Annotated in this window: 22 protein-coding genes; 16 read left to right on the top strand and 6 right to left on the bottom strand. The window is 34.9% G+C overall.

What is annotated here, in order from left to right:
• Positions 1 to 64: 64 nt before the first annotated feature.
• Complete coding sequence (locus tag RBH94_RS13345) at positions 65 to 1,609, bottom strand: NAD(P)H-hydrate dehydratase (RefSeq protein WP_307881348.1); 1,545 nt, start codon at positions 1,607 to 1,609, stop codon at positions 65 to 67.
• A gap of 181 nt (positions 1,610 to 1,790) precedes the next feature.
• On the opposite strand from RBH94_RS13345, the gene RBH94_RS13340 reads away from it, so the two are divergent.
• The 11 genes from RBH94_RS13340 to RBH94_RS13290 all read left to right on the top strand — a co-directional run bounded on the left by RBH94_RS13340 (position 1,791) and on the right by RBH94_RS13290 (position 13,839).
• A complete protein-coding gene (locus RBH94_RS13340; protein ID WP_307881347.1) occupies positions 1,791 to 1,922 on the top strand; it encodes a hypothetical protein in 132 nt (43 codons plus the stop codon).
• 83 nt (positions 1,923 to 2,005) lie between these two features.
• Entirely contained in the window at positions 2,006 to 4,453 is a 2,448-nt protein-coding gene (gene thrA / locus RBH94_RS13335; protein ID WP_307881346.1) for a bifunctional aspartate kinase/homoserine dehydrogenase I, read from the top strand.
• Between the two features lie 109 nt (positions 4,454 to 4,562).
• The gene (locus tag RBH94_RS13330; protein WP_307883168.1) at positions 4,563 to 5,486 is read left to right on the top strand and encodes a homoserine kinase; all 924 of its coding nucleotides are present in this window, start codon (positions 4,563 to 4,565) and stop codon (positions 5,484 to 5,486) included.
• Between the two features lie 25 nt (positions 5,487 to 5,511).
• Complete coding sequence (thrC, locus tag RBH94_RS13325; RefSeq protein ID WP_307881345.1) at positions 5,512 to 6,804, top strand: threonine synthase; 1,293 nt, start codon at positions 5,512 to 5,514, stop codon at positions 6,802 to 6,804.
• Between the two features lie 114 nt (positions 6,805 to 6,918).
• Positions 6,919 to 8,556, top strand: coding sequence for a sulfatase (locus RBH94_RS13320; RefSeq protein WP_307881344.1), 1,638 nt, complete (start codon positions 6,919 to 6,921; stop codon positions 8,554 to 8,556).
• 78 nt (positions 8,557 to 8,634) lie between these two features.
• A complete protein-coding gene (locus tag RBH94_RS13315; protein WP_307881343.1) occupies positions 8,635 to 9,195 on the top strand; it encodes a sugar O-acetyltransferase in 561 nt (186 codons plus the stop codon).
• A gap of 350 nt (positions 9,196 to 9,545) precedes the next feature.
• Positions 9,546 to 10,628 carry a glycine cleavage system aminomethyltransferase GcvT gene (gene gcvT / locus RBH94_RS13310; protein ID WP_307881342.1) on the top strand — a complete coding sequence of 361 codons (1,083 nt, stop codon included), beginning with the start codon at positions 9,546 to 9,548 and terminating at the stop codon, positions 10,626 to 10,628.
• Between the two features lie 17 nt (positions 10,629 to 10,645).
• Entirely contained in the window at positions 10,646 to 11,482 is an 837-nt protein-coding gene (locus tag RBH94_RS13305) for a sugar nucleotide-binding protein (protein ID WP_307881341.1), read from the top strand.
• Positions 11,483 to 11,546: 64 nt separating this feature from the next.
• Positions 11,547 to 11,843 (top strand): 4a-hydroxytetrahydrobiopterin dehydratase, encoded by a 297-nt coding sequence (locus RBH94_RS13300; protein ID WP_188221986.1) that lies wholly within the window; start codon positions 11,547 to 11,549, stop codon positions 11,841 to 11,843.
• Between the two features lie 126 nt (positions 11,844 to 11,969).
• A complete protein-coding gene (locus RBH94_RS13295; RefSeq protein WP_307881340.1) occupies positions 11,970 to 12,716 on the top strand; it encodes a YebC/PmpR family DNA-binding transcriptional regulator in 747 nt (248 codons plus the stop codon).
• A 136-nt stretch (positions 12,717 to 12,852) separates the two neighbouring features.
• The gene (locus RBH94_RS13290; protein WP_307881339.1) at positions 12,853 to 13,839 is read left to right on the top strand and encodes a Gfo/Idh/MocA family protein; all 987 of its coding nucleotides are present in this window, start codon (positions 12,853 to 12,855) and stop codon (positions 13,837 to 13,839) included.
• A gap of 173 nt (positions 13,840 to 14,012) precedes the next feature.
• On the opposite strand, the gene RBH94_RS13285 is transcribed toward RBH94_RS13290, so the two are convergent.
• From RBH94_RS13285 to RBH94_RS13265, 5 genes are all read right to left on the bottom strand, one after another.
• Positions 14,013 to 15,074: an iron-containing alcohol dehydrogenase family protein gene (locus tag RBH94_RS13285; protein ID WP_307881338.1), complete on the bottom strand. Its 1,062-nt coding sequence runs from the start codon at positions 15,072 to 15,074 to the stop codon at positions 14,013 to 14,015.
• A gap of 119 nt (positions 15,075 to 15,193) precedes the next feature.
• Entirely contained in the window at positions 15,194 to 15,898 is a 705-nt protein-coding gene (locus RBH94_RS13280) for an HAD family hydrolase (protein WP_307881337.1), read from the bottom strand.
• Positions 15,889 to 16,617 carry a 3-deoxy-manno-octulosonate cytidylyltransferase gene (gene kdsB / locus RBH94_RS13275; RefSeq protein WP_307881336.1) on the bottom strand — a complete coding sequence of 243 codons (729 nt, stop codon included), beginning with the start codon at positions 16,615 to 16,617 and terminating at the stop codon, positions 15,889 to 15,891. Before kdsB ends, RBH94_RS13280 begins: the two co-directional genes overlap by 10 nt.
• Before the next feature lie 81 nt (positions 16,618 to 16,698).
• On the bottom strand, positions 16,699 to 17,274 hold the full coding sequence (locus RBH94_RS13270) for a DUF4126 domain-containing protein (protein WP_307881335.1): 576 nt from the start codon (positions 17,272 to 17,274) through the stop codon (positions 16,699 to 16,701).
• A 19-nt stretch (positions 17,275 to 17,293) separates the two neighbouring features.
• Positions 17,294 to 18,718: an ATP-dependent RecD-like DNA helicase gene (locus tag RBH94_RS13265; RefSeq protein ID WP_307881334.1), complete on the bottom strand. Its 1,425-nt coding sequence runs from the start codon at positions 18,716 to 18,718 to the stop codon at positions 17,294 to 17,296.
• A gap of 127 nt (positions 18,719 to 18,845) precedes the next feature.
• Between RBH94_RS13265 and RBH94_RS13260 the strand changes: the two genes are divergently transcribed.
• The 5 genes from RBH94_RS13260 (at position 18,846) to RBH94_RS13240 (ending at position 22,388) form a co-directional block, all read left to right on the top strand.
• Positions 18,846 to 19,583: a hypothetical protein gene (locus RBH94_RS13260; protein WP_307881333.1), complete on the top strand. Its 738-nt coding sequence runs from the start codon at positions 18,846 to 18,848 to the stop codon at positions 19,581 to 19,583.
• A complete protein-coding gene (locus RBH94_RS13255; protein WP_307881332.1) occupies positions 19,567 to 20,388 on the top strand; it encodes a DUF3822 family protein in 822 nt (273 codons plus the stop codon). Before RBH94_RS13260 ends, RBH94_RS13255 begins: the two co-directional genes overlap by 17 nt.
• Positions 20,388 to 20,933 (top strand): 16S rRNA (guanine(966)-N(2))-methyltransferase RsmD, encoded by a 546-nt coding sequence (gene rsmD, locus RBH94_RS13250; RefSeq protein WP_307881331.1) that lies wholly within the window; start codon positions 20,388 to 20,390, stop codon positions 20,931 to 20,933. Before RBH94_RS13255 ends, rsmD begins: the two co-directional genes overlap by 1 nt.
• A 147-nt stretch (positions 20,934 to 21,080) precedes the next feature.
• A complete protein-coding gene (locus RBH94_RS13245; RefSeq protein WP_307881330.1) occupies positions 21,081 to 21,611 on the top strand; it encodes a nuclear transport factor 2 family protein in 531 nt (176 codons plus the stop codon).
• Between the two features lie 33 nt (positions 21,612 to 21,644).
• The gene (locus RBH94_RS13240; RefSeq protein WP_307881329.1) at positions 21,645 to 22,388 is read left to right on the top strand and encodes a hypothetical protein; all 744 of its coding nucleotides are present in this window, start codon (positions 21,645 to 21,647) and stop codon (positions 22,386 to 22,388) included.
• Positions 22,389 to 22,431: the final 43 nt, after the last annotated feature.

Here is a 22,431-nt window from a genome sequence, read left to right as displayed (position 1 = left end):
TTCCAACTTATATACTATTAAAAAAGGCAGTTTTAAAGCTGCCTTTTTTAGTTTTGCCTATTATTTATTTTGTTTGTTCTGCTTGCTGAACTTGTTCTGGTTTTTGAAACAAATCTAAAAAAGCTTCTCCAAGGTAGTTTATAAGATGACTGGCAACTAAACTTTCATAGCCATAATCTTCAACAGCAATATCTGCTGATTTTCCATGTAAATACACACCAAAAACAGATGCAATCAACGGATCATAACCTTGTGCAATTAATCCTGTAATTATCCCTGTTAACACATCACCACTTCCTGCTGTAGCTAATCCAGGATTCCCTGTAGAATTGATATAAAGTTTGTCTTGATAAACAGTAATAGTATGAGCGCCTTTAATAATTACAATGACATTATATTTTTTTGAAAAGGCTTTCACTTTATTAAGCTTATCGAAATCATCCGTCCATTCCCCAATTAATCGTTCTAACTCTTTAGGATGTGGTGTTAAAACTGTTTCCGAAGGTAATAACCCTAATAGTTCGGGAGATTTAGATAAAATATTTATACCATCAGCATCAATTACCAAGGGGATTTTGTTTTCTTTAAAAAAGACTTCCAAAGCATTGATTGTTGGTGTTGCTGTTCCTATTCCAATCCCTAAACCTATAACCGTTGGTTCAATATTAAAAGAAATATTCGTGATTTTATCCTCATTCTTATCAGTAATAACCATAGCTTCAGGAAACCCGGATTGTAACGGTATGTAGCCACATTTTGGTATATAGGCGGTCACTAATCCTGAACCAATAGAAAGCGCTGCCTTGCTCGCTAAGGTGACTGCTCCTATCCTGCCATAGCTCCCTCCTATCATTAAACTATGCCCAAAACTTCCTTTATGTGAAAACTTATCTCTAGGTCTATATAACGGTATAACTTCATTTTTTCCAATTAAATTAGCTTCCGTTTCCGTTTCAAAAATATATTGTTGATCAAACCCAATATCTAATACTTCCCATTGGTCTGTATATTTTGCTGTTTCAGGTAAAAAGAACACAAGCTTTGGCGTGACAAAACTTAAGGTATAATTTGCTTTCACGACACACAAATCACTTTCAGGCACTTTATTGGTTTGCAAACCCGAAGGAATATCAACCGACAAGGTAAAGGCTCTTGACTCATCAAAATGTTTAAACAATAATAATACCCACTGGTGTATTGGTCGATTTAATCCAATACCGAAAACGGCATCAACAATAATATCCTTCTCTCCTATATCAGGAAAGTCATCACCTTCTTTTAGTAACGTCGGCCAGACTTTTGTAGACTGCTTAATTCTGTCGTAATTAATTAAGAAATCTTTAGAACGTTTATCACTGTAATTAACGATGTAGGTGTTCACATTATAACCATCGTGAATAAGATGCCTTGCCAATACCAGACCATCACCCCCATTGTTGCCTATACCACAAAATATATGAATGGGTACCTGAGCCCCCTGCATGCGCTGATGAAACCAGTTGAAAATAGCTGTGCCGGCACGCTCCATAAGATCTGCAGAGCTTATTTGCTGCCGCTCTACAGTCAACCGATCACCTTCATAAATCTGTTCATTTGAAAATATTTTCATTTATATCTTTATCGTTTGTAAGTTGCCTCTTTTAAATTCTCTTAATATTATCTTAAAATTTATTTATTAAATTTTCATTTCTTAATTCCTTTCGTGAATTTTATTAAATGAAAATCGACTCAATGTAAGAATACTGTAAAAAAATTCAATTTGTTTTTTTATACCATTAAAAATAATACTTTTGAAACATACTATTACAGAAATAATGAATCTTTTAGCCCAAAATATGAGTACAACGCATCCTTTTTCTTCAAAAGGATACACTACTATTTTTGGTACAACTACAATTATTACAACCCCTTGGGGTTACTAATTATATATTCTTCAGGCTCATTTTGTAATTTCAACAATTACAACCAAACAACATATTTAACCAAACAATCAACTTATTAAAACATGAAAGTTTTAAAATTTGGAGGAACATCTGTAGGTTCATCGAAAAACATCAACAACGTTATAAATATATTAGAAAACTATTCTAAAAACGATACAATTACATGTGTGGTATCGGCTGTTGGCGGTATTACAGACAAATTGCTTCTAGCTGGCAAACAAGCACAAAACAAAGACCAACAGTATATAGATACATTCAACCTGATTAAGGACATTCATTTTAACATTATTAATGAACTTAATTTAGGGGATAGCTCTGCAATTATCGCCTTTGTAGACGATAAATTGAATGCACTTAAAAGCTTATTAGATGGTATCTTTTTAATCAATGAATTATCGCCAAAAACATCAGATAAATTGGTGAGTTTTGGTGAATTATTATCATCTTATATCATTGCTGAAACGATGAAAAATCGTGGCATTTCAGCAGATTCTAAAAACTCACAAGAACTAATCGTTACGAATTCGAACTTCACAAAAGCTGAAGTTAAATATGACGTAACTAATAAAAATATTCAGGATTATTTTAATAGTGCTGAACAACAAATTACTATTCTTCCTGGGTTTATTTCTAAATCTAAACTAGGAGAACAAACGACTTTAGGGCGTGGAGGGTCAGACTTTACTGCTGCTATTGTAGCGGCCGCTTTAAAAGTAGAGCAATTAGAAATATGGACCGATGTAAGTGGTATGTTTACTACCAACCCGAAATTGGTGAAACAGGCCTACCCGATTGAAAAAATATCGTATCAGGAGGCTATGGAATTGTCTCATTTTGGAGCGAAAGTATTATACCCACCAACCGTTCAGCCGGTATTAGATTTAAATATTCCAATACACATTAAAAACACATTAGATCCTGAAGCTGCAGGCACTGTTATTTCTAATGACGATGCCCCTGTAAATGGTTCTGTAGTAAAAGGAATTAGTAATATTGGAAACATTGCCTTAATTACTTTACAAGGGAGTGGTATGATTGGTATTCCTGGATTTTCTAAACGTTTATTTGAAACCCTATCCCAGGAAAAAATTAATGTTATCCTTATAACCCAGGCTTCATCAGAACATTCTATTTGTCTAGGTATTGATGAAAGTGATGCCGATTTAGCAAAAACAGCTATCGATGCGACATTTGAGAATGAAATTCAACTGCATAAAATCGATCCAATTATTGTTGAAAAAGGACTTTCAATCATTGCTTTAGTTGGTGATAATATGAAGAACCACCAAGGCATCAGTGGTAAAATGTTTAGTGCCTTAGGAAAAAACAATATCAATATTAGAGCCATTGCTCAAGGCGCTTCAGAGAAAAACATCTCTACCGTAATTGCTGAAAAAGATGTAAAAAAAGCATTGAACACCTTACATGAACAGTTCTTTGAATCGAAAACCAAGCAACTTAACGTCTTCATCACAGGTGTTGGTAACGTTGGCGAAAAATTGGTGGAGCAAATCAAACAACAACGTAAATATTTAAAGGAAAATTTAAAAATCAATTTACGTGTTGCTGGTTTATCGAATTCAAGAAAAATGATTTTCGACGAGGATGGTATCGATTTAAGTAACTGGAAAGAACAACTTGAAAATGGAGAACAGGCTTCTTTAGACGGTTTCTTTGAAAAAACAAAATCACTAAACTTACGAAACAGTATTTTTGTAGATGTAACAGCCAATAAAGACGTCGCTTTTCTTTATGAAAAATATCTACGTCAAAGTATAGGCGTTGTTGCTTGTAATAAAATTGCTTGTTCCAGTGATTATGAGAATTATAAATTACTAAAACGTTTATCTCTAAAATATAATGCACCTTACTTGTTTGAAACCAATGTTGGTGCTGGACTACCAATCATCGATACACTAAACAACTTAGTAGCATCGGGAGATAAAGTAACATCTATCCATGCAGTATTATCAGGAAGTTTAAACTTTGTATTCAATAACTTTAACGATACCACTAAGTTTTACGATATTGTAAAACAAGCTGGCGCTGAAGGCTATACCGAACCAGATCCAAGAATTGATTTAAGTGGTGTAGATGTGGCCAGAAAAATTTTAATTCTTGCCAGAGAAAGTGGTTTTGAAATGAATTTAGAAGATATTGAAAACATACCTTTCTTGTCGGAAGCCGGTTTAAAAAGTGATACGGTAGATGATTTTTATGAAACCTTAATTGCTGATGAAGACCATTACCAAGCGCTGTATGCTTCAGCGAAAGCCAAAGGTTGTCAGTTAAAATATGTTGCTCAATTTAATAATGGTAAAGCTAGTGTAAGCTTACAGGAAATTCCAAGCGATCACCCATTTTATAATCTAAAAGGAAGTGATAATATCGTAATGTTCTATACTAACCGCTATGCGAACCAACCCATGATTATTAAAGGTGCTGGTGCCGGTGCTGATGTTACCGCTTCTGGTTTGTTTGCCGATATTATAAGAATTGGAAATAATTAATTGTTATCTGAATAGAAATAGACAAACTCTAAAACTAAACAAGATGACATTACACAAACAAAATTCCAGCTTTTGCTCTAGTGCTGCTGAGAACTATTTATTAGAAAAAATGAACGAAATAAGAATATTTTCACCTGCCACTGTGGCAAATGTAGCTTGTGGTTTCGATGTGTTAGGCTTTTGCTTGGACAGTGTTGGAGACGAGATGGTTATTCGTAAGGTTGAACGAAAAGGGATTCATATCACAAACATTGAAGGATTCGATTTACCATACAAAGCTGAAGAAAATGTTGCAGGTGTTTCTGCTCTAGCCATGTATGACGCTATCAATGTTGATTACGGTTTTGAAATAGAAATTTACAAAAACATAAAGCCTGGAAGTGGCATTGGTAGCAGTGCCGCAAGTGCTGTTGGTTCTGTATTTGGTATGAATGAGCTTATCGGTCGTCCGTTTAACAAAACACAGTTAACCGAATTTGCTATTAAAGGCGAAGCTCTCGCCAGTAAATGCGAACATGCCGATAACCTAGCTCCTGCTATGTTTGGTGGTTTTACCTTAGTAAAAAGCATTAGTCCGTTAGAGATTTTAGAAATCCCGTCGCCTCAAGATTTATACGCTACTATCATTCATCCGCAAATTGAAATTAAAACCTCTGAAGCCCGTGCTATTCTTCCAAAAGAAGTAGCATTAAGTAATGCTATTACACAATGGGCAAATTTCGGAAGTTTAATTCATGGGTTACATACCAGCGATTATGGTTTAATTCAACGTTCATTAAATGATGTCATTGTGGAGCCGTACCGAAGTCAATTGATTCCTTATTACAACGAAGTAAAACAAGCGGTAATCGATGCAGGTGCTTTAGGCGCTGGCATTTCAGGATCTGGTCCTTCTATATTTTCTTTAAGTCAAGGCTTAGAAACTGCCGAAAAAGTAAAAGATGCTATGAGTCAAGTTTACTCGAATACAAACATCGATTTCGACATCCACGTGACTAAGATTAACACCTCAGGAATTAAAGTATTAAACTAACTATTCATTATTATTTGATAATACAATGAACTATTACTCATTAAACCAACAAGCACCAAATACATCTTTTAAAGATGCCGTGATAAAGGGATTGGCTCCTGATAAAGGCTTATACTTCCCGGAAAGTATTACACCGCTTCCGCAATCCTTTTTCGATACTATTGATAATTTGTCATATAGCGAAATTGCTTTCGAAGCCATTAAGCAATTTGTCTCTCCGGAAATTCCTGAAGACACTTTAAAAACCATTGTTGAAGAAACATTGTCTTTCGATTTCCCAGTGGTGAAGTTAAATGATAACATTTCTACGCTTGAGTTATTTCACGGGCCAACCATGGCTTTTAAAGATGTTGGTGCGCGTTTTATGGCGCGTTGCTTAGGCTATTTTAACCAGAATAACAACAAAGAAGTTACTGTTTTAGTAGCTACATCTGGTGATACTGGTGGCGCTGTAGCCAATGGCTTCTTAGGGGTTAAAGGTGTAAATGTGGTTATTTTATATCCTAGTGGAAAAGTGAGTGATATTCAGGAAAAACAATTAACCACACTCGGACAAAATATTAAAGCTTTAGAGGTTAACGGGACATTTGATGATTGCCAAGCGATGGTAAAAACAGCGTTTTTAGATGAAAGTTTAACAAACCAAATGCAGTTAACATCAGCTAACTCAATTAATGTCGCTCGATGGTTACCACAATTATTCTATTTTATGTTTGCTTACAAGCAATTACACAAGCAGTATAAAGATATTGTCTTCTCAGTACCAAGCGGAAACTTTGGAAACATCTGTGCAGGAATGATGGCGCAACAATTAGGTTTACCGATCAAACATTTTGTAGCCTCAAACAACGCTAATAATGTTGTAACTCGTTATTTAATTTCTAAGTTATACGAACCAAAACCATCGATACAAACTATTAGTAACGCCATGGATGTTGGTGCTCCAAGTAATTTTATTCGCATTCAGGAGATTTATAAAAATGATTTTGAACATTTAAAGGACAACTTATCATCTTTTAGTTATTCTGATGAAGAAACCAAAGAAGCGATGCTGGAAATATATAAGAACTACAATTACGTTGCCGATCCTCATGGAGCTGTGGGGTATTTAGGTTGTAAAGATTATTTAAAGGAACAGCCCGATGCGCATTGTGTGTTTTTAGAAACAGCACACCCAACAAAATTCTTAGATGTAGTTGAAGAGGTTATAAAAGAAAAGCAACCATTACCTGAGCAAATTCAAGCAGTAATGGATAAAGAAAAAGAGTCTGTAGTGATTTCAACTTACGACGATTTAAAAGACTTCCTTTTAAAATAATACAAATGGCGTTTCACTTTTGAAACGCTTTTTTTTTGCTTCAAAGAATACATTTGAATGTTTATATTTACCCCTCAAACTAAAACTTTCAAAATATTCTACTTAAAATCAATTATGAATTTTAAACAACTTTTACCCCTAACCTTATCTATTACTTTATTCGTTTCCTGTGGTAAAACCAAGAAAAACCAAGACAAAACTGAAGTTACTTCTAAGCGACCCAATATCATCTTTATCATGTCCGATGATCATGCTTATCAAGCCATAAGTGCTTATAGTGATAAGCTAACCACGACTCCGAATATCGATCGCATAGCTAACGATGGAATTTTATTTACCAATGCCTCGGTTACCAACTCTATATGTGCGCCTTCCAGAGCAACCATTCTTACCGGAAAGCACACACATATTAATGGAAAAATTGATAACCTATCCCCTTTTGACACCACACAGGTCACATTTCCTCAATTATTTCAAAAAGCAGGATACCAGACCGCCATGTTTGGAAAACTTCATTTTGGAAACAGTCCCAAAGGTGTTGATGAATTCATGATTCTTCCGGGGCAAGGTAATTACATCAATCCTGATTTTATTACCACAACCGGAGAAAGAGTAAACAAAGAAGGCTATGCAACAGATATCATCACAGATATGTCTATTGAATGGATGGATAAAAAGCGTGACACCACAAAGCCCTTCCTATTAATGTATCTACACAAAGCCCCACATCGAGCCTGGTGGCCTAAACCTGATAAGTTTAAAGCTTATTCAAAACGAAGCTTCCCTGAACCTGAGTCTTTATTCGATGATTATACCAATAGAGGAACAGCAGCTAAAACTGCAGAAATGAATATTCTAAATCACATGTTACTCTCTTACGACCTGAAAGTGTTTCCTGAAACTGTTGACGCTTTGGGTGCAAATACCGATAAGAGAAATACAGGTATGTTTAACCATGGTGATTTCTCAAGAATGAATAAAGAGCAAAAAGCCTTGTATATGCCTATTTTAGAAGCTATCAATAAAGACTTTAAAGACCATTGGCCTACAATGACAAAAGAAGATAAAATGCGATGGAAATACCAACGTTATATGCAGGATTACTTAGCCTGTATTTCTACAGTTGATGAGAATATCGGTCGGGTTTTAGATTATTTGGAAGAGAACAACTTAGAGGACAATACCATTGTGGTTTATACGTCCGATCAAGGTTTTTATTTAGGTGAACATGGTTGGTTCGATAAGCGTTTTATGTACAATGAATCCTTCAGAACACCTTTAATGATAAAATGGCCAAACCAAATAAAACCTGGAATTACAAGCGATGAAATGGTTCAGAATTTAGACTTTGCACAAACCTTTTTAGAAGCGGCTGGAATTTCCATTCCCAACGATATGCAAGGTGAAAGTTTAATGCCATTATTAACAGGTAAAACCGAAGAATGGACGCGTGATGGCGTGTATTACCATTATTACGAATATCCTGCTGAGCACGCCGTAAAACGCCACTACGGCATTGCTACCAAAGAATTCAAATTAATTCACTTTTATTACGATGTGGATGAATGGGAATTATACGACCTTAAAAATGATCCTCAGGAAATGAATAACGTTTATAATAACCCAGAATATGCCGACATTGTAACAAAACTAAAAAAGGAGTTAACTGATATGCGTAAAAAATACAAAGACTCTGATGAGTTAGATCAAAAATTTATAGAGCGATATAAAGACAAAACAAATCATCATTAATTTAAAAAAAAGCGTTTCAAATGGAACGCTTTTTTTATTTCAGCATATCAGCTAACTTTATTATCTCAACTTTTACTTATGAAAACAGAAAAAGAAAAAATGCTTGCCGGCGAACCGTTTGACGCCCATTGTGACGAAATGATTGGCATAAGAACTAAAATAAAACACATTCTTCACAAACTTAATGTTACCGAATATTATACCGATAAATTTCAGGATACCATTAATGAATTATGTCCAAATTCAGCCAAAAACATTCACCTAGAACCTCCTTTTCATTGCGATTATGGCGAAAACATTTTTGCCGGTGATGGCGTGTTTATCAATTTCGGAGCTGTCATTCTCGATGGCGCCAAAGTAACTATTGGTAGAAAAACATTAATTGCGCCTGGCGTTCATATTTATACGGCACGACACCCACTTAACATTAAAGATCGATGTGCCTGGGAAGACGTTAGACCCGTAACTATTGGAGAAGAATGCTGGATCGGTGGACACGCCACAATTTGTCCGGGTGTAACCATTGGCGACCGCTCTGTTATTGGGGCAGGTTCAGTAGTAACTAAAGACATTCCTTCCGATTGTCTGGCTGTTGGTAATCCTGCCAAAGTTGTAAAACAATTAAATCAAGAGGTCTAAATGAATTTAACAGATTGGATTGGCTTCGTAGGCGTATCATTAATACTCCTCGCTTATATTTTAAATGTTACCAATAAAATTTCAAATACCCACGTAGCGTTTATTCTTTTAAATTTAATCGGTGCATCATCAGCATGTCTAGCTTCCATCCTATTGAATTACTGGCCATTTATCATTCTGGAAGGTGTTTGGGCATTTGTATCATTACTGGCACTTTTCAGATATAGAAAATTAAAATAGTTCATTTTTCATTTTTATGCATTGAATCTTAAGTTCTTTTTAACTTTTGATAAAAAGAGGGATCTATAAAATTTCAATACATTTGCGGAACAAACTAAAATATTACGTAAATGAAAAATACAGCCTTAACAGAAACTCACGTTGCTCTAGGTGCTAAAATGGTGCCTTTCGCAGGATATAACATGCCTGTTCAATATGAAGGAGTAAATATTGAACACGAAACCGTAAGAAACGCCGTTGGTGTTTTTGATGTGTCTCACATGGGTGAGTTTTTAATTGAAGGTGAAAATGCATTAGCTTTAATACAAAAAGTATCGAGTAACGATGCTGCAAAATTAACCATTGGTAAAGCCCAATACAGCTGTATGCCGAACGATAATGGTGGAATTGTAGACGATTTAATTATTTACAAGATAAAGGACGAGCAATATTTATTAGTGGTTAACGCTAGTAATATTGAAAAAGACTGGAACTGGATTCAATCTAAAAACGATGTAGGTGCTGAGATGCGTAACCTAAGTGATGAATACTCGTTATTAGCGATTCAGGGGCCAAAAGCTATTGAAGCAATGCAAAGCTTAACAAGTCACGATTTATCTGCAATTAAATTCTACTCTTTTGAAGTTGGAGAATTTGCTGGTATCGATAATGTAATTATCTCTGCGACAGGTTACACAGGAAGTGGCGGATTTGAAATCTACGTTAAAAATGAAGACGTACAACAGGTATGGGATAAGGTATTTGAAGCCGGTGCCGACTTCGGTATTAAACCTATTGGTTTAGCGGCTCGTGACACCCTTCGTTTAGAAATGGGATACTGTCTTTACGGAAATGATATAGATGACACGACGTCTCCTATTGAAGCTGGTTTAGGCTGGATTACAAAATTCACGAAAGATTTCACCAATTCCGAAGCTTTAAAAGCCCAAAAAGAAAATGGCCCATCGCGTAAATTAGTAGCCTTCGAATTAGACGAGCGTGGTATCCCGCGTCAAGGTTACGATATCGTGGATGCTGAAGGAAATAAAATTGGAAATGTAACCTCAGGAACCATGTCACCAAGTTTAAGCAAAGGTATTGGTTTAGGTTATGTACCAACCGAATTAACTTCTGTAGGAAGTAAAATTCACATTCAAATACGTAAAAATGCAGTTCCTGCAACTGTGGTAAAACTACCTTTTTATAAGGCATAAATTCTAAATTCTATGTTATGAAACGGTTGCCGAACGAAGTAAAACATAGAATACTAATATTAGGGGCTAGCGGTTTTTTAGGCCATGCAATCTACAAAGAGCTATGCCCCTATTTTAATACCTTCGGCACCTATAATACAGAGAATCCTCAATTTGATAAAAATCAGCATTTCTTTCAATATAATATTGAAGAAGACGATGTCTACGAAATTCTCGATATTGTAAAACCAAGTATTATTATTTCTGCCCTTCGAGGCGATTTTTCTGCTCAGTTTGTTGCACATAAACATGTTGCCGAATACATAAATAATCATAAAACCAAATTTATATTTCTATCCTCTGCCAATGTGTTTGATGCATATAGCAAATACCCTAGTTATGAAGAAGATAAAACCTTAAGCAATAGCATTTACGGGCATTTCAAAATAAAAATTGAAAACATGCTGCTTCGATTACCTAAAAAGAAAGTTGCCATACTACGATTACCCATGGTTTTCGGACCTTATTGTCCACGACTGAAAGAAATTGCACAACTTATTAGTGATAAAGAACCGGTTGAAATATTTCCTAATTTAATTATGAATGTCACTACGCACACTAAAGTGACACAACAAATTCACTATATCATAAACCGAAACAAATCTGGCGTGTTTCATTTGGGAAGTATCGACTTAGTGCATCACGATGAGTTTATCAGGGATATTATTAAAATTTCGGGACTCAAAAAAGCGATTTATAAAAGAGTTTATACTACAAACGACGATCGGTATTTAGCGGTTTTACCCAAATACAATATGCTTCCTAAAAATCTACAATTATTAAGTCAGGAAATTTTAACAGAGTTAGAAATATAATTGATTTTGCAATTCTTAATTAGTACATTGTAGCTAATTATAACCCTATTAAAAACCACACATTATGAGCAAACTATCAGAACAAGATATTGAAAAACGTTTATTACACCTACCAGAATGGGACTATTATGACGATGCCATTCATGCCGAATTTGAATTCGACAACTTTAAAGACTGCTTCAGTGCTATGAGTCGTATTGCTTTTGAATGTGAAGCATTAAATCATCATCCAGACTGGTCTAATACCTACAACGTCTTAACCATTTCCCTTTCTACACACTCCGCTCATGGCGTAACCGATAAAGATTTTGCATTAGCAAAAGCCATAGAAGCGATTGTAGAACCGGAAGATGAAGATTAAAACTTGCAACAATTTAAAATCTAATGCACATGCTTTGTAGATTTTTTTAAATTTGCAGTCGAAGATTAAAAATAACAACCTTAATAAGTCATTCTATAAATGACTTTTATATAAAGATTTTATAATATGGGAAGAGCTTTTGAGTTTAGAAAAGCACGTAAAATGAAACGCTGGTCGGCAATGAGTAAAGCGTTTACACGTATTGGTAAAGATATTGTAATGGCAGTAAAAGAAGGCGGTCCCGATCCGGATAGCAATTCGCGTTTAAGAGCTGTTATTCAGAATGCCAAATCGGTAAACATGCCAAAGGACAATATTGAGCGTGCCATTAAAAGAGCTTCAGATAAAAGTCAAGGAGATTATAAAGAAGTTATTTTTGAAGGTTACGCGCCTCATGGTATTGCAGTTTTGGTTGAAACCGCAACCGATAACAACACAAGAACAGTAGCTAACGTTCGTAGTTATTTTAATAAATGCGACGGAAGTTTAGGAACTTCAGGTTCGGTTGTATTCATGTTCGACCACACGTGTAATTTTAAAGTGAAAGCTGACGGTCTAGACATGGAAGAACTTGAGCTAGAACTCATCGATTTTGGTGTCGAAGAAATTTTTGAAGATACAGATGAAGATGCTGATGGAAATGAAGTTACTAGCGTAATGATTTATGCACCTTTTGAAAGCTTTGGAAAAATTCAGGCGTATTTAGAAGAAAATAACATTGAAATATTATCATCAGGTTTCGAGCGTATTCCGCAGGTAACGAAGCCACTTTCGGGTGAAGAAGTTGCAGATGTTGAAAAGCTTTTAGAAAAACTTGAGGAAGATGACGACGTACAGAATGTGTATCACACGATGCAGGAAACAGAAGAGTAAATCATCAATATAATTTACAAAAGGCTATCATTAATTTTGATAGCCTTTTTTATTACAACAATTCTTAACATAAAGATTATATTAGCTAAGTCTGACTTTACAAAGAATTCTTAATTTAGAAAGAAAATATATACACATGATAAAAAACGATACAGTTATTAAATGGGGCATTATTGGTTGTGGAGATGTTACCGAAGTTAAAAGTGGACCAGCTTACAAACTTACTAAGGGTTTTGAACTGGTTGCGGTAATGCGCAGAAATAAAGACAAAGTTAAAGACTACGCAAAACGTCATCAAATTGAGAAATACTATACTGATGCCGACGGTTTAATTAACGACCCGGAAGTTGATGCTGTATATATTGCTACCCCACCAGATTCACACATGTTCTATGCTTTAAAAGTAGCCGCAGCTGGTAAAATCTGCTGCATAGAAAAACCAATGGCCCCAAACTACAAAGAAAGTTTAACTATTTTCAATGCCTTTAAAGAAAAAAATATCCCCTTATTTGTTGCCTATTACAGAAGGTCTTTACCTCGTTTTACTCAGGTGAAAGAATGGATTGATAATAACGAAATTGGAGAAGTAAGACATATCAGTTGGCAGTTCAGTGCGCCTGCTTCAGAATTGGATAAATCTGGTGAATACAACTGGCGCACAGACGCTAAAATAGCACCTGGAGGTTATTTTGATGACTTAGCCAGTCATGGTCTGGATTTCTTCACTTTCATTTTAGGAAACATAAAAGAAGTTAATGGTATTAGTGTAAATCAGCAAGATAATTATTCTGCCAAAGATGCCATAACGGCTTGCTGGCTTCATGAAAATAACGTTACAGGATCGGCGTTTTGGAATTTCGATTGTAATGAACGATTAGATAAGGTTACCATTCACGGTAGTGAAGGCAATATAGAATTTGCTATTTTTCATGACAAGCCAATTAAATTAAAGAGTATGAAAAATAAAGAAACTCTGGATATAGAACATCCAAAACACATTCAAATACACCATGTCGAAGATATGCGAAACATGCTCGTTCAAGATGATTTTACACATCCATCGCTTGGTGCTTCGGCATTGCACACCAGTTGGGTAATGGATAAAATTTTAGGAGTTCTGTAAAAAAAAAAAAGCGACTTCATTTGAAAGTCGCTTTTTTTGTATGTAGACATGTAATGTTTCTTTTTAGGGACAAGTAATTGTTTACTTTATGTTTCATTAGAACCCACACATACTATAAAGTTCAAAATCTATGCCAAATTGAAGTTATAAACCTCTAATTAACGAAGTTTTTACTACATTTTCTGGTATAAACTTTTAAGTTTTTTTGGAGTCATAATACTCTTCCAGTTTTTACCTAGAGCATTTTCCCAAAGTGGTGCCATACCAAGAGATACATTAATCATAATATCAAATTCAGCATCAGATAAATTAGCACAGATACCCTGCGGTAATTCAACATTATGCTTCGCTTTCATTTCTTTAAACAGCTTTACGCCTTCAGGATAAAATTCTTCTAAATGGTCAAAAACAATACAGTTTCCAATACCATGTTTAGTTCCTAATAAATAGGCTAAACCATAACTCATGGCATGTGCAACCCCTACCTGAGAATAGGCAATACTCATACCACCATGCCAAGAAGCCATCATTAATTTTTCCTGTGATTCTTCATCTGATAAATTGTTATCTAGAAAAATTTCATGACATAAATCGAAGGCTTTTTCTCCATAACTCTGACTAAACGCATTGAGGTAAGACCCTTCTAAAGATTCAATACAATGTATATAACAATCCATACCTGTATAAAACCATTGTTCTTTTGGTACATCTTTGGTTAGTTCTGAATCTAAAACAACCTGATCAAACGGGGTGTAATCTGAATTAATTCCAAGCTTTTTTTCAGGACCTGTAAGAACCGTTGTTCTGGATACTTCGGCTCCCGTTCCGGAAATAGTAGGTATGCCTACGTGATAAATAGCTTCATTTTTAACTAAATCCCAGCCCTGATAGTCCTTAGCTTCACCCTCATTGGTTAGCATGATTGAAACAGCCTTAGCCAAATCTAAAAGGGTGCCTCCTCCTATACCAATAATTCCAGAAGGTCTTTCTTTAGTTGTGAGTATTATATCTTCCACCAACTCGTCGACCTGAGACGTTTTTGGTTCTTCAGCAGCAGATATATATATAATTTTATCATCATAAGCTAAAGGAATTCTAGAAGTCAGCCACGCGTTATTTTTAAATACATCGTCTACCAAAAAAATAAATGGAGCTTTGGAATTTAAACGCTTTGGTTCTAAAATATCATTTAACTGATTGAAACTACCGCGACCAAAAATAACTCTTGGTACCATTGGAAAGTTTTTATAACTCATCTAATATGCTTTCTTTTTCGAAACCCAAAAATAAGGTTATTTTAAAATTTACCTCATAAAATCGTACTAGATTTTATGAATTTTAACACAAATTATATTTAATCTAAAAGTGTTATTAACTCCTTTAAACTACTAATAGTTTTGTAATTTTTACCATTAGTTTCTTTTTCAGTCACTTGCTCATGAGCCCAAGTGGTATGAAATGGTATATGCACTGCATGAGCTTTAATATTCACTAACGGCAATACATCGGATTTTAATGAATTACCTACCATTAAAAACTCCGAAGGATTAATATCTAAGTGATTTAAAAGCTTCGAATAATTCGCTTCTTTTTTATCACTTAATACTTCGATATGATGAAAATACTTTGTTAACCCAGATTTTTCAAGTTTACGTTCCTGATCTAATAAATCGCCTTTTGTAGCTAATATTAAACGGTATTTTTGTGACAATGCTTCTAAAACTTCTTCTACTCCATCAAGTAATTCCACAGGTTTATTCAGCATATCTTTACCTATGTTTAATATGGCTTCAATGGTTTTTGTAGACACCTGGTAATTAGATTGTTCAAGCGCACTTTCAACCATCGATAACACAAATGCCTTTACGCCATAACCGTATAACGGCAAATTATCAATCTCCTTTTTAAAAAGTTCCTGATCTAATTTGTTTAGGGTTTCATACTCCGATAATAAATTCCCAAAAGCAACTTCTGCTTCTCTAAAATACGTTTCATTGACCCAAAGGGTATCGTCGGCATCAAAACCTATAACTTTTATATTCTGGTAGTTTACTTCCATTGTTTTTGTGCTCGTACTAAATCTTCTGGAGTATCAATCTCTACACCTTCTACATCGGTTTCCACCATTTTAATGCGTTTACCGTACTCTAAATACCTTAGTTGCTCTAGTTTTTCCGAAGCTTCCAATGTTAACATCGGTAAACGGTAAAAATCAAGAATCGCTTCTTTTCTAAAGGCGTATACGCCTTTGTGCTTATAATACTTCACCTTAACCTCCTTATCTCTTGGATATGGAATCGGACTTCGTGAAAAATATAAAGCGAAATTAAAATGATCAAGAACGACCTTAACGGTATTTGGATTTTTTATGTCCTCTTCCTCGGTAATATGCACCATTAAAGACGCTAAATCAATTTGTTTATCATGATCATCTTTAAAAACATTGATTAGTTTTGATAAGGATTCTTTATCCGTAAATGGCTCATCACCTTGAACATTAATTACAATATCGATATCCATATCTTCAACAGCCTCGGCTATCCTATCACTTCCACAATCATGTTCCTTCTTACTCATAATGGCCTTGCCCCCATTATTCACGATTTCGTTGTAAATAATATCGCTATCGGTTACCACAAACACATCATCAAACAATCCTGTAGCTACAGTGGCTTCATAAGTTCTAAGAATAACTGGCTTTCCTCCTAAATCTTGCATGAGCTTTCCTGGAAAACGAGAAGCACTGTAACGTGCCGGAATCATTGAAATTATCTTCATTGGTGTGTTATTAATATCTGCTTTCAGTTCTTTATTTTCTTACTTAAATTCTGAAATTATGAGACAAAAATAGAATTTTTATTATCGATTTGAAGCTTTTGGACGACTAAACTTTTTATAGAGTTTAAATATGATAAACAAGATGAATATCACAACTAAAAATGCGATTACAGGAACAAAAATAGAAAGCACAGACATCACCATTGATGTGCCTGTTTCTATGGTCGACACCACAGGGTTTGCCAAGCCGCCTGTTGTAGCGGTTGATGCTAATCGTGTGGTTCCCGAAGAGCCTGAGATTGCTGCTGCTGTTCCTCCACCGGCTATTATTGCCAGTGCCCAGGTTACAACCGGACTTAAATCGGCTACTGTTGATAGCATCACGGCCGTTCCTGCCAAAGCAGCTAATGGTACTGCAATACTGTCTAAAGCATTATCAACGTAAGGAATAAAATAAGCGAAAATTTCCACTATTGTAGCTACCCCTAAAGTTATTAATGCAGTTGAACTCCCCACCCACAGCCAGGATTCATTAAGTTCCCAGACACCAAAATATGATGCTAAACTTAGCGCAAATAAAGGTAAGAATACACGAAAGCCCACTGAAGCTGCCAAACCTATACCCAAAAAAATACTTATTATAGAATCAACTGTCATAGAAAAATAAAATCAAAAACTATGCCTCAAAGAAATCGTCTTTAAAACCTATAAGATACAATTTTTCTTTGGCACGTGTCACTGCCGTATATAACCAACGTAAATAATCGGTATCAACACCATTTGGCAAATAAGGTTGTTCTACAAAAACCGTATTCCATTGTCCTCCCTGAGATTTATGACAGGTAATGGCATAGGAGAATTTCACCTGTAAAGCATTAAAGTGTTTGCTGCCTTTTACTTTTAAAAACTTACGGTAGTTACTGCTTTCGTTAGCGAAATCTTTCATCACTTCTTGATACAACTTATTGGAATCATCATAAGACAAGGAGGGCGTTTCTGCTTCAATAGTATCTAAAAGTAAAACAGTTTCTATCGGTGCCATTTTAGGATAATCGACCATGCGTATTTTTACTTCCGCAAAGCGGAACCCATAAAGCTCTTCTATTTTGAATATTTCCAAAACTTCAATAATATCGCCATTAGCAATAAATCCAGCTTCACTGGTTGGCTTTACCCAGAAATAATTATTTTTTACAACCATTAAATAGTCGCCTGCCGAAAGTTCACTCTCATTAAATAAAATGCGGTTTCTTATATTCTGATTGTAAAGATTCGCTCGCTTATTACTACGAACAATAATAGTAGTTTCTTCATTACCTAAATCACTATAAGCACTGTTAATCGCGTCCATAATTTCATGTCCATCGATTAAGCGAACAATGTCTTTAAAGCCATGCAAATCAAACTTAAAATAATCATGATAATCGCTCGCTAATGCTTCGCGTAACACCGTAGCATTAGCTAAAATACCTGAATCGTATTCCTGACGCACCACTTCATCTAATTCCATACGAGTGACTTCCTTGTTATAATTTAAAGCCAAGGTATTTTCATTTAAGGCAGGACTTAAATCCAGTTTCACCGGCGGTAACTGTGCCGTATCCCCTATTAATAAGAGTTTGCATTTATGTCCGGAATACACATATTGAATCAAGTCGTCTAAAAGCGACCCGTTTTCAAAAAGTTTTGATTCTCCAGGGGTATCCGGAATCATCGAGGCCTCATCAACGATGAAAATCGTGTTTTTGTGTTTGTTAGGTTGCAATACAAACGACACACCGCCTCCCTTGTCTTTTTTAGGGAAATATATTTTTTTATGAATCGTAAAAGCCTCTCTTCCTGAGTAATTGGATATTACTTTAGCTGCCCGACCTGTTGGAGCCATTAAAACAGAGCTTTTTTTGGCTTTCCATAAATTATTTACAATGGATCCAATTATGGTTGTTTTTCCAGTTCCAGCATATCCTTTTAAAAGATACAATCCGTTAGGCGAATCGTTAAATATAAATTCCGAAAGTTGCTGTAAAACAACACCTTGCTTTAACGTCGGTTCGAAAGGAAATTGTTTTTTTACTAAGGAATTAAATTCGGATGCAGTCATTGAAAAGAAAAAAATTTATAAATTATTCAAATATAGAAATGATTTTATTCTCAATAGATTTTTACGATTAAAAAAAAATTGTAGATTTGCGAAAGACCTTTAATAACTTTTTAATTAAAAAATAACGATGTTAAAATTTATTCTTATTGCTGTTGCAGTAATCCTACTTACAGTTGTCCTGGTTAAGGTAATTGACAAATTTGTTCCTTCTAAACTTAAACCAGTTATTAGTATAGCACTTTGGATTTTAATCATATTTTTAGGTTACCAAACCTATATGTCTATATACACGCCTATCTTGTTTAATCAAGAAAAGAACAAACGTTACGCAGAAGTAATTAAGAAATTAAATGACATTAGAGATGCCGAGTTAGCACACAAAACCGTTACAGGTAAATTCGCAGATAACTTTGATGATTTAATAAAATTCGTAGATACAGCTGAGTTTACTATCACTGAGCGTCGTGACACATCTGTTTTAGATGTAGAACAATCAAAGCGTTTTGGTGTAGATATGTTTAAAGACGAAGTAATTATTGATACATTAGGATATGTTCCTGTAAAAGACTCTTTATTTAAAAGCTCTGACCGTTACAAAACTATGATGAATGTTCCTGTTGGAGAACCAGGTGCTAAATTTAATTTAGATGCTGGATTTATAGAACAAAGTAAAATCAACATTCCTGTTTTTGAAGCATTCGTTAAAAAAGACGTTGTTTTATTTGACTTAGACAGAGATATGGTTATCCAAGAAAAGCAAGTAATTTCTGTTGATGGTGTAAACGGTGAAACTTTAAAAGTAGGTTCTATGGAAGAAGTTAATACCGCTGGTAACTGGCCTAAAAATTATGGCGCAAACGAATAAAGAAATAAATACTTTAACAAATAAAGACTTGTCCATTCAAATTAGTTTGAGTGGACTTTCTTTTTGTATACTACAAAGAGATAGCAACACCATTAGCTCACTTACCGAAATTAATTTTGGTAAAAAGCTAAATTATTTAGTGCTTCTTGATCATTTAAAAAATGCTATTGAAGACACACCTGCTTTACAACAATCATTTAATAGCATTACTGTAGTTCATGACAACGATTTGTCTAATTTAGTGCCCATGCCACTTTTCGACGAAGATCATCTAGCAGACTATCTTAAATTCAGCTCAAAAATCTTAAAGTCAGATTTTATTGCAACCGATGATATTCTATTAAATGATAGTGTTAATGTTTATGTCCCGTTCATCAACATTAACAATTTTATCTATGACACCTTTGGTGAGTTTACATTCAAACATGTCTCTTCTGTTTTAATAGAAAATATTCTACTTACAGAAAAAAATGCGGATGAACCGAAGGTATACGTAAATGTTGGCCAGGATCATTTTGAAATCATCATTGTAGACAAGGCTAAGCTTGTGCTTTACAACACCTTCGATTTCTCTTCTAAAGAAGACTTTATTTATTACATTTTGTTCACTACAGAACAACTTAATTTAAACCCCGAAACCTTTCAGCTTATTCTATTGGGTCAAATTGAAGAAGGTGATGAGTTATATAATATAGCGTACAAATACATAAGATTTGTTAGCTTTGGCGATAAAAACGTAAACTACAATTTTGTAGAGACACCAAAATCTAAACACTCTAATTTTACACTAATACACAGTTTTTAATGCGAATTATTTCAGGATCACTTAAAGGAAGAAAAATTATTGCTCCAAAAAAATTGCCAATTCGGCCAACCACCGATATGGCAAAAGAATCCTTATTCAACATTTTAAATAATTCATTTTATTTTGACAGTGTTTCTGTTTTAGACTTATTCGCCGGATCAGGAAATATAAGTTATGAATTTGCATCTCGCGGTACTTCACAAATCACTTGCGTAGATCAGGATTTTGGTTGTATAAAGTTCATTAAACAAACCGCTGATAGTTTTAACTTGCCTATTCAAACTATCAAAAGTGATGTGTTTAAATTTTTAGAGAAAGCGACGATGAAAACCGATATTGTTTTTGCCGATCCGCCATATAACTTCCCTGAGGAAGAGTTTGCTAAAATTGCCGAACTCGTTTTCGAAAATAACTTTCTTTTAGAAGAAGGCGTATTAATAATAGAGCACTCTAAGCATACTGATTTATCGGAGGTGAAACATTTTAGTTATGCCAAAAACTATGGCAGTAGTGTTTTTAGTTTCTTTGAAAATGAAGTAAGTTAAGTTTTACTTCTGTAATTATTTTTTTTTCAGTACTTTAGGAGATAGAGTTAAAGCCCTTTCTCTAACTTTTACTTATATTTTCATGTAAGCCAGTTGTTGTTCTTATTTATGGTTCTGTGTATTAATAACCAATTAAAAACCATAAATATGAAAAATCTTTTTCTATTATTACTTGCATTAAGTGTACTTACTGCATGCAACGACAAACCACAACGCTATTTCGAAACTTCGCAGGAAATAGATATCTTAAAATCGGGTATAAAAGCCTACGAAACACAGGACTGGACTGCCTGGAGAGCCAATTTCGCCGATACTGCTAAAATTCACCACAACACCATTAAAGGATTATCACCTGAAGATAATATAGCTAATCTGCAAAGCATGGTTGCCAATTTTGCATCCTATGGATTTCAGGATAAAGGTTCTTTCTCTGAAATGGTAATAGATAAAGACGCTGAAACCTGGGTAAACTACTGGGGCATCTGGAATGGTGTTGTCATGGCGTCTGGAGAAAAAGTTACGGTTCCTGTGCATTTAACCGCCAGATTTATTGGTGATAAAATTGTTGAGGAATATGTGTACTACGACTCCGCTCCTATTTCAAAAGCTTTAGAAGCTGCCGAAGCCATGTCGGATTCTGAAGCTCCAGCTGAAGAGGTCGAAATGGCTAACGAATAATCATTCATTTACAAACTAAAAAACCAAACCAAAATGAAAACAATAAAACACCTCCTGACACTCATTTTATTAATTGTATTAATTCCTGCAGGTTCCGCTCAAATGTATCGCATACATCAGGATAACGTAAAACCATCCAAAGTCATGGACTATGAAAAGGCCGCAAAAGCCTTTAATGAAGCTTGTGCAAAACATAACGTGCAAACAAGCTGGGCCACGGCAACCACAAATGATTTAAAATACATTTACATTTCTGAAATTGAAAACATGGCCGCTTTAGATGAACGTCCTTTTGCAGATATGGCTAAAGCTATGGGAGACGACTTCGGAAAACTATTCGAAGATTTCGATAAATGCTATGATTCGCATTCCAGCTACATCATTCATCTTTCAAAAGATTTATCTTATATGCCAGAAGGATTAAGTATAACACAGGAGGGCCAGGACTATCGTAAATGGTTTTATATCTATTTTACCCCTCAAAACGCAAGAAAAGTTAGAGAGGGCATGGAAGCCATTAAAAATTTGTATGTATCAAAGAAAGCCAAAGAATATTACCGTGTTTACAGAAACGGTTTCGGCACCGCTGAAGACTGTTATCTTGTAGCAGTATCATCCAAAGATGAAATTGATGGCGCTACAAAGTCTAAAGAAAACGAAAAACTTTTAGGCCCTGACAGTTGGGATACCTTTAAAAAAGTTATGGATTATGCAGAAAGATTTGAAGAAGTTAGTGGTAGAATGCGTCCTGACCTGTCTTACGCTCCTAAAAACTAAATTATAACAAGTAAATAAAAATCCTTCTGGAATACCAGAAGGA

Origin of the sequence: Aestuariibaculum sp. YM273, from assembly GCF_030908365.1 — a bacterium.
Classification (GTDB): Bacteria; Bacteroidota; Bacteroidia; order Flavobacteriales; family Flavobacteriaceae; genus Aestuariibaculum; species Aestuariibaculum marinum.
The sequence above is the reverse complement of the archived record's forward strand: the minus strand, read 5'-3'. Positions and strand labels throughout refer to the sequence as shown.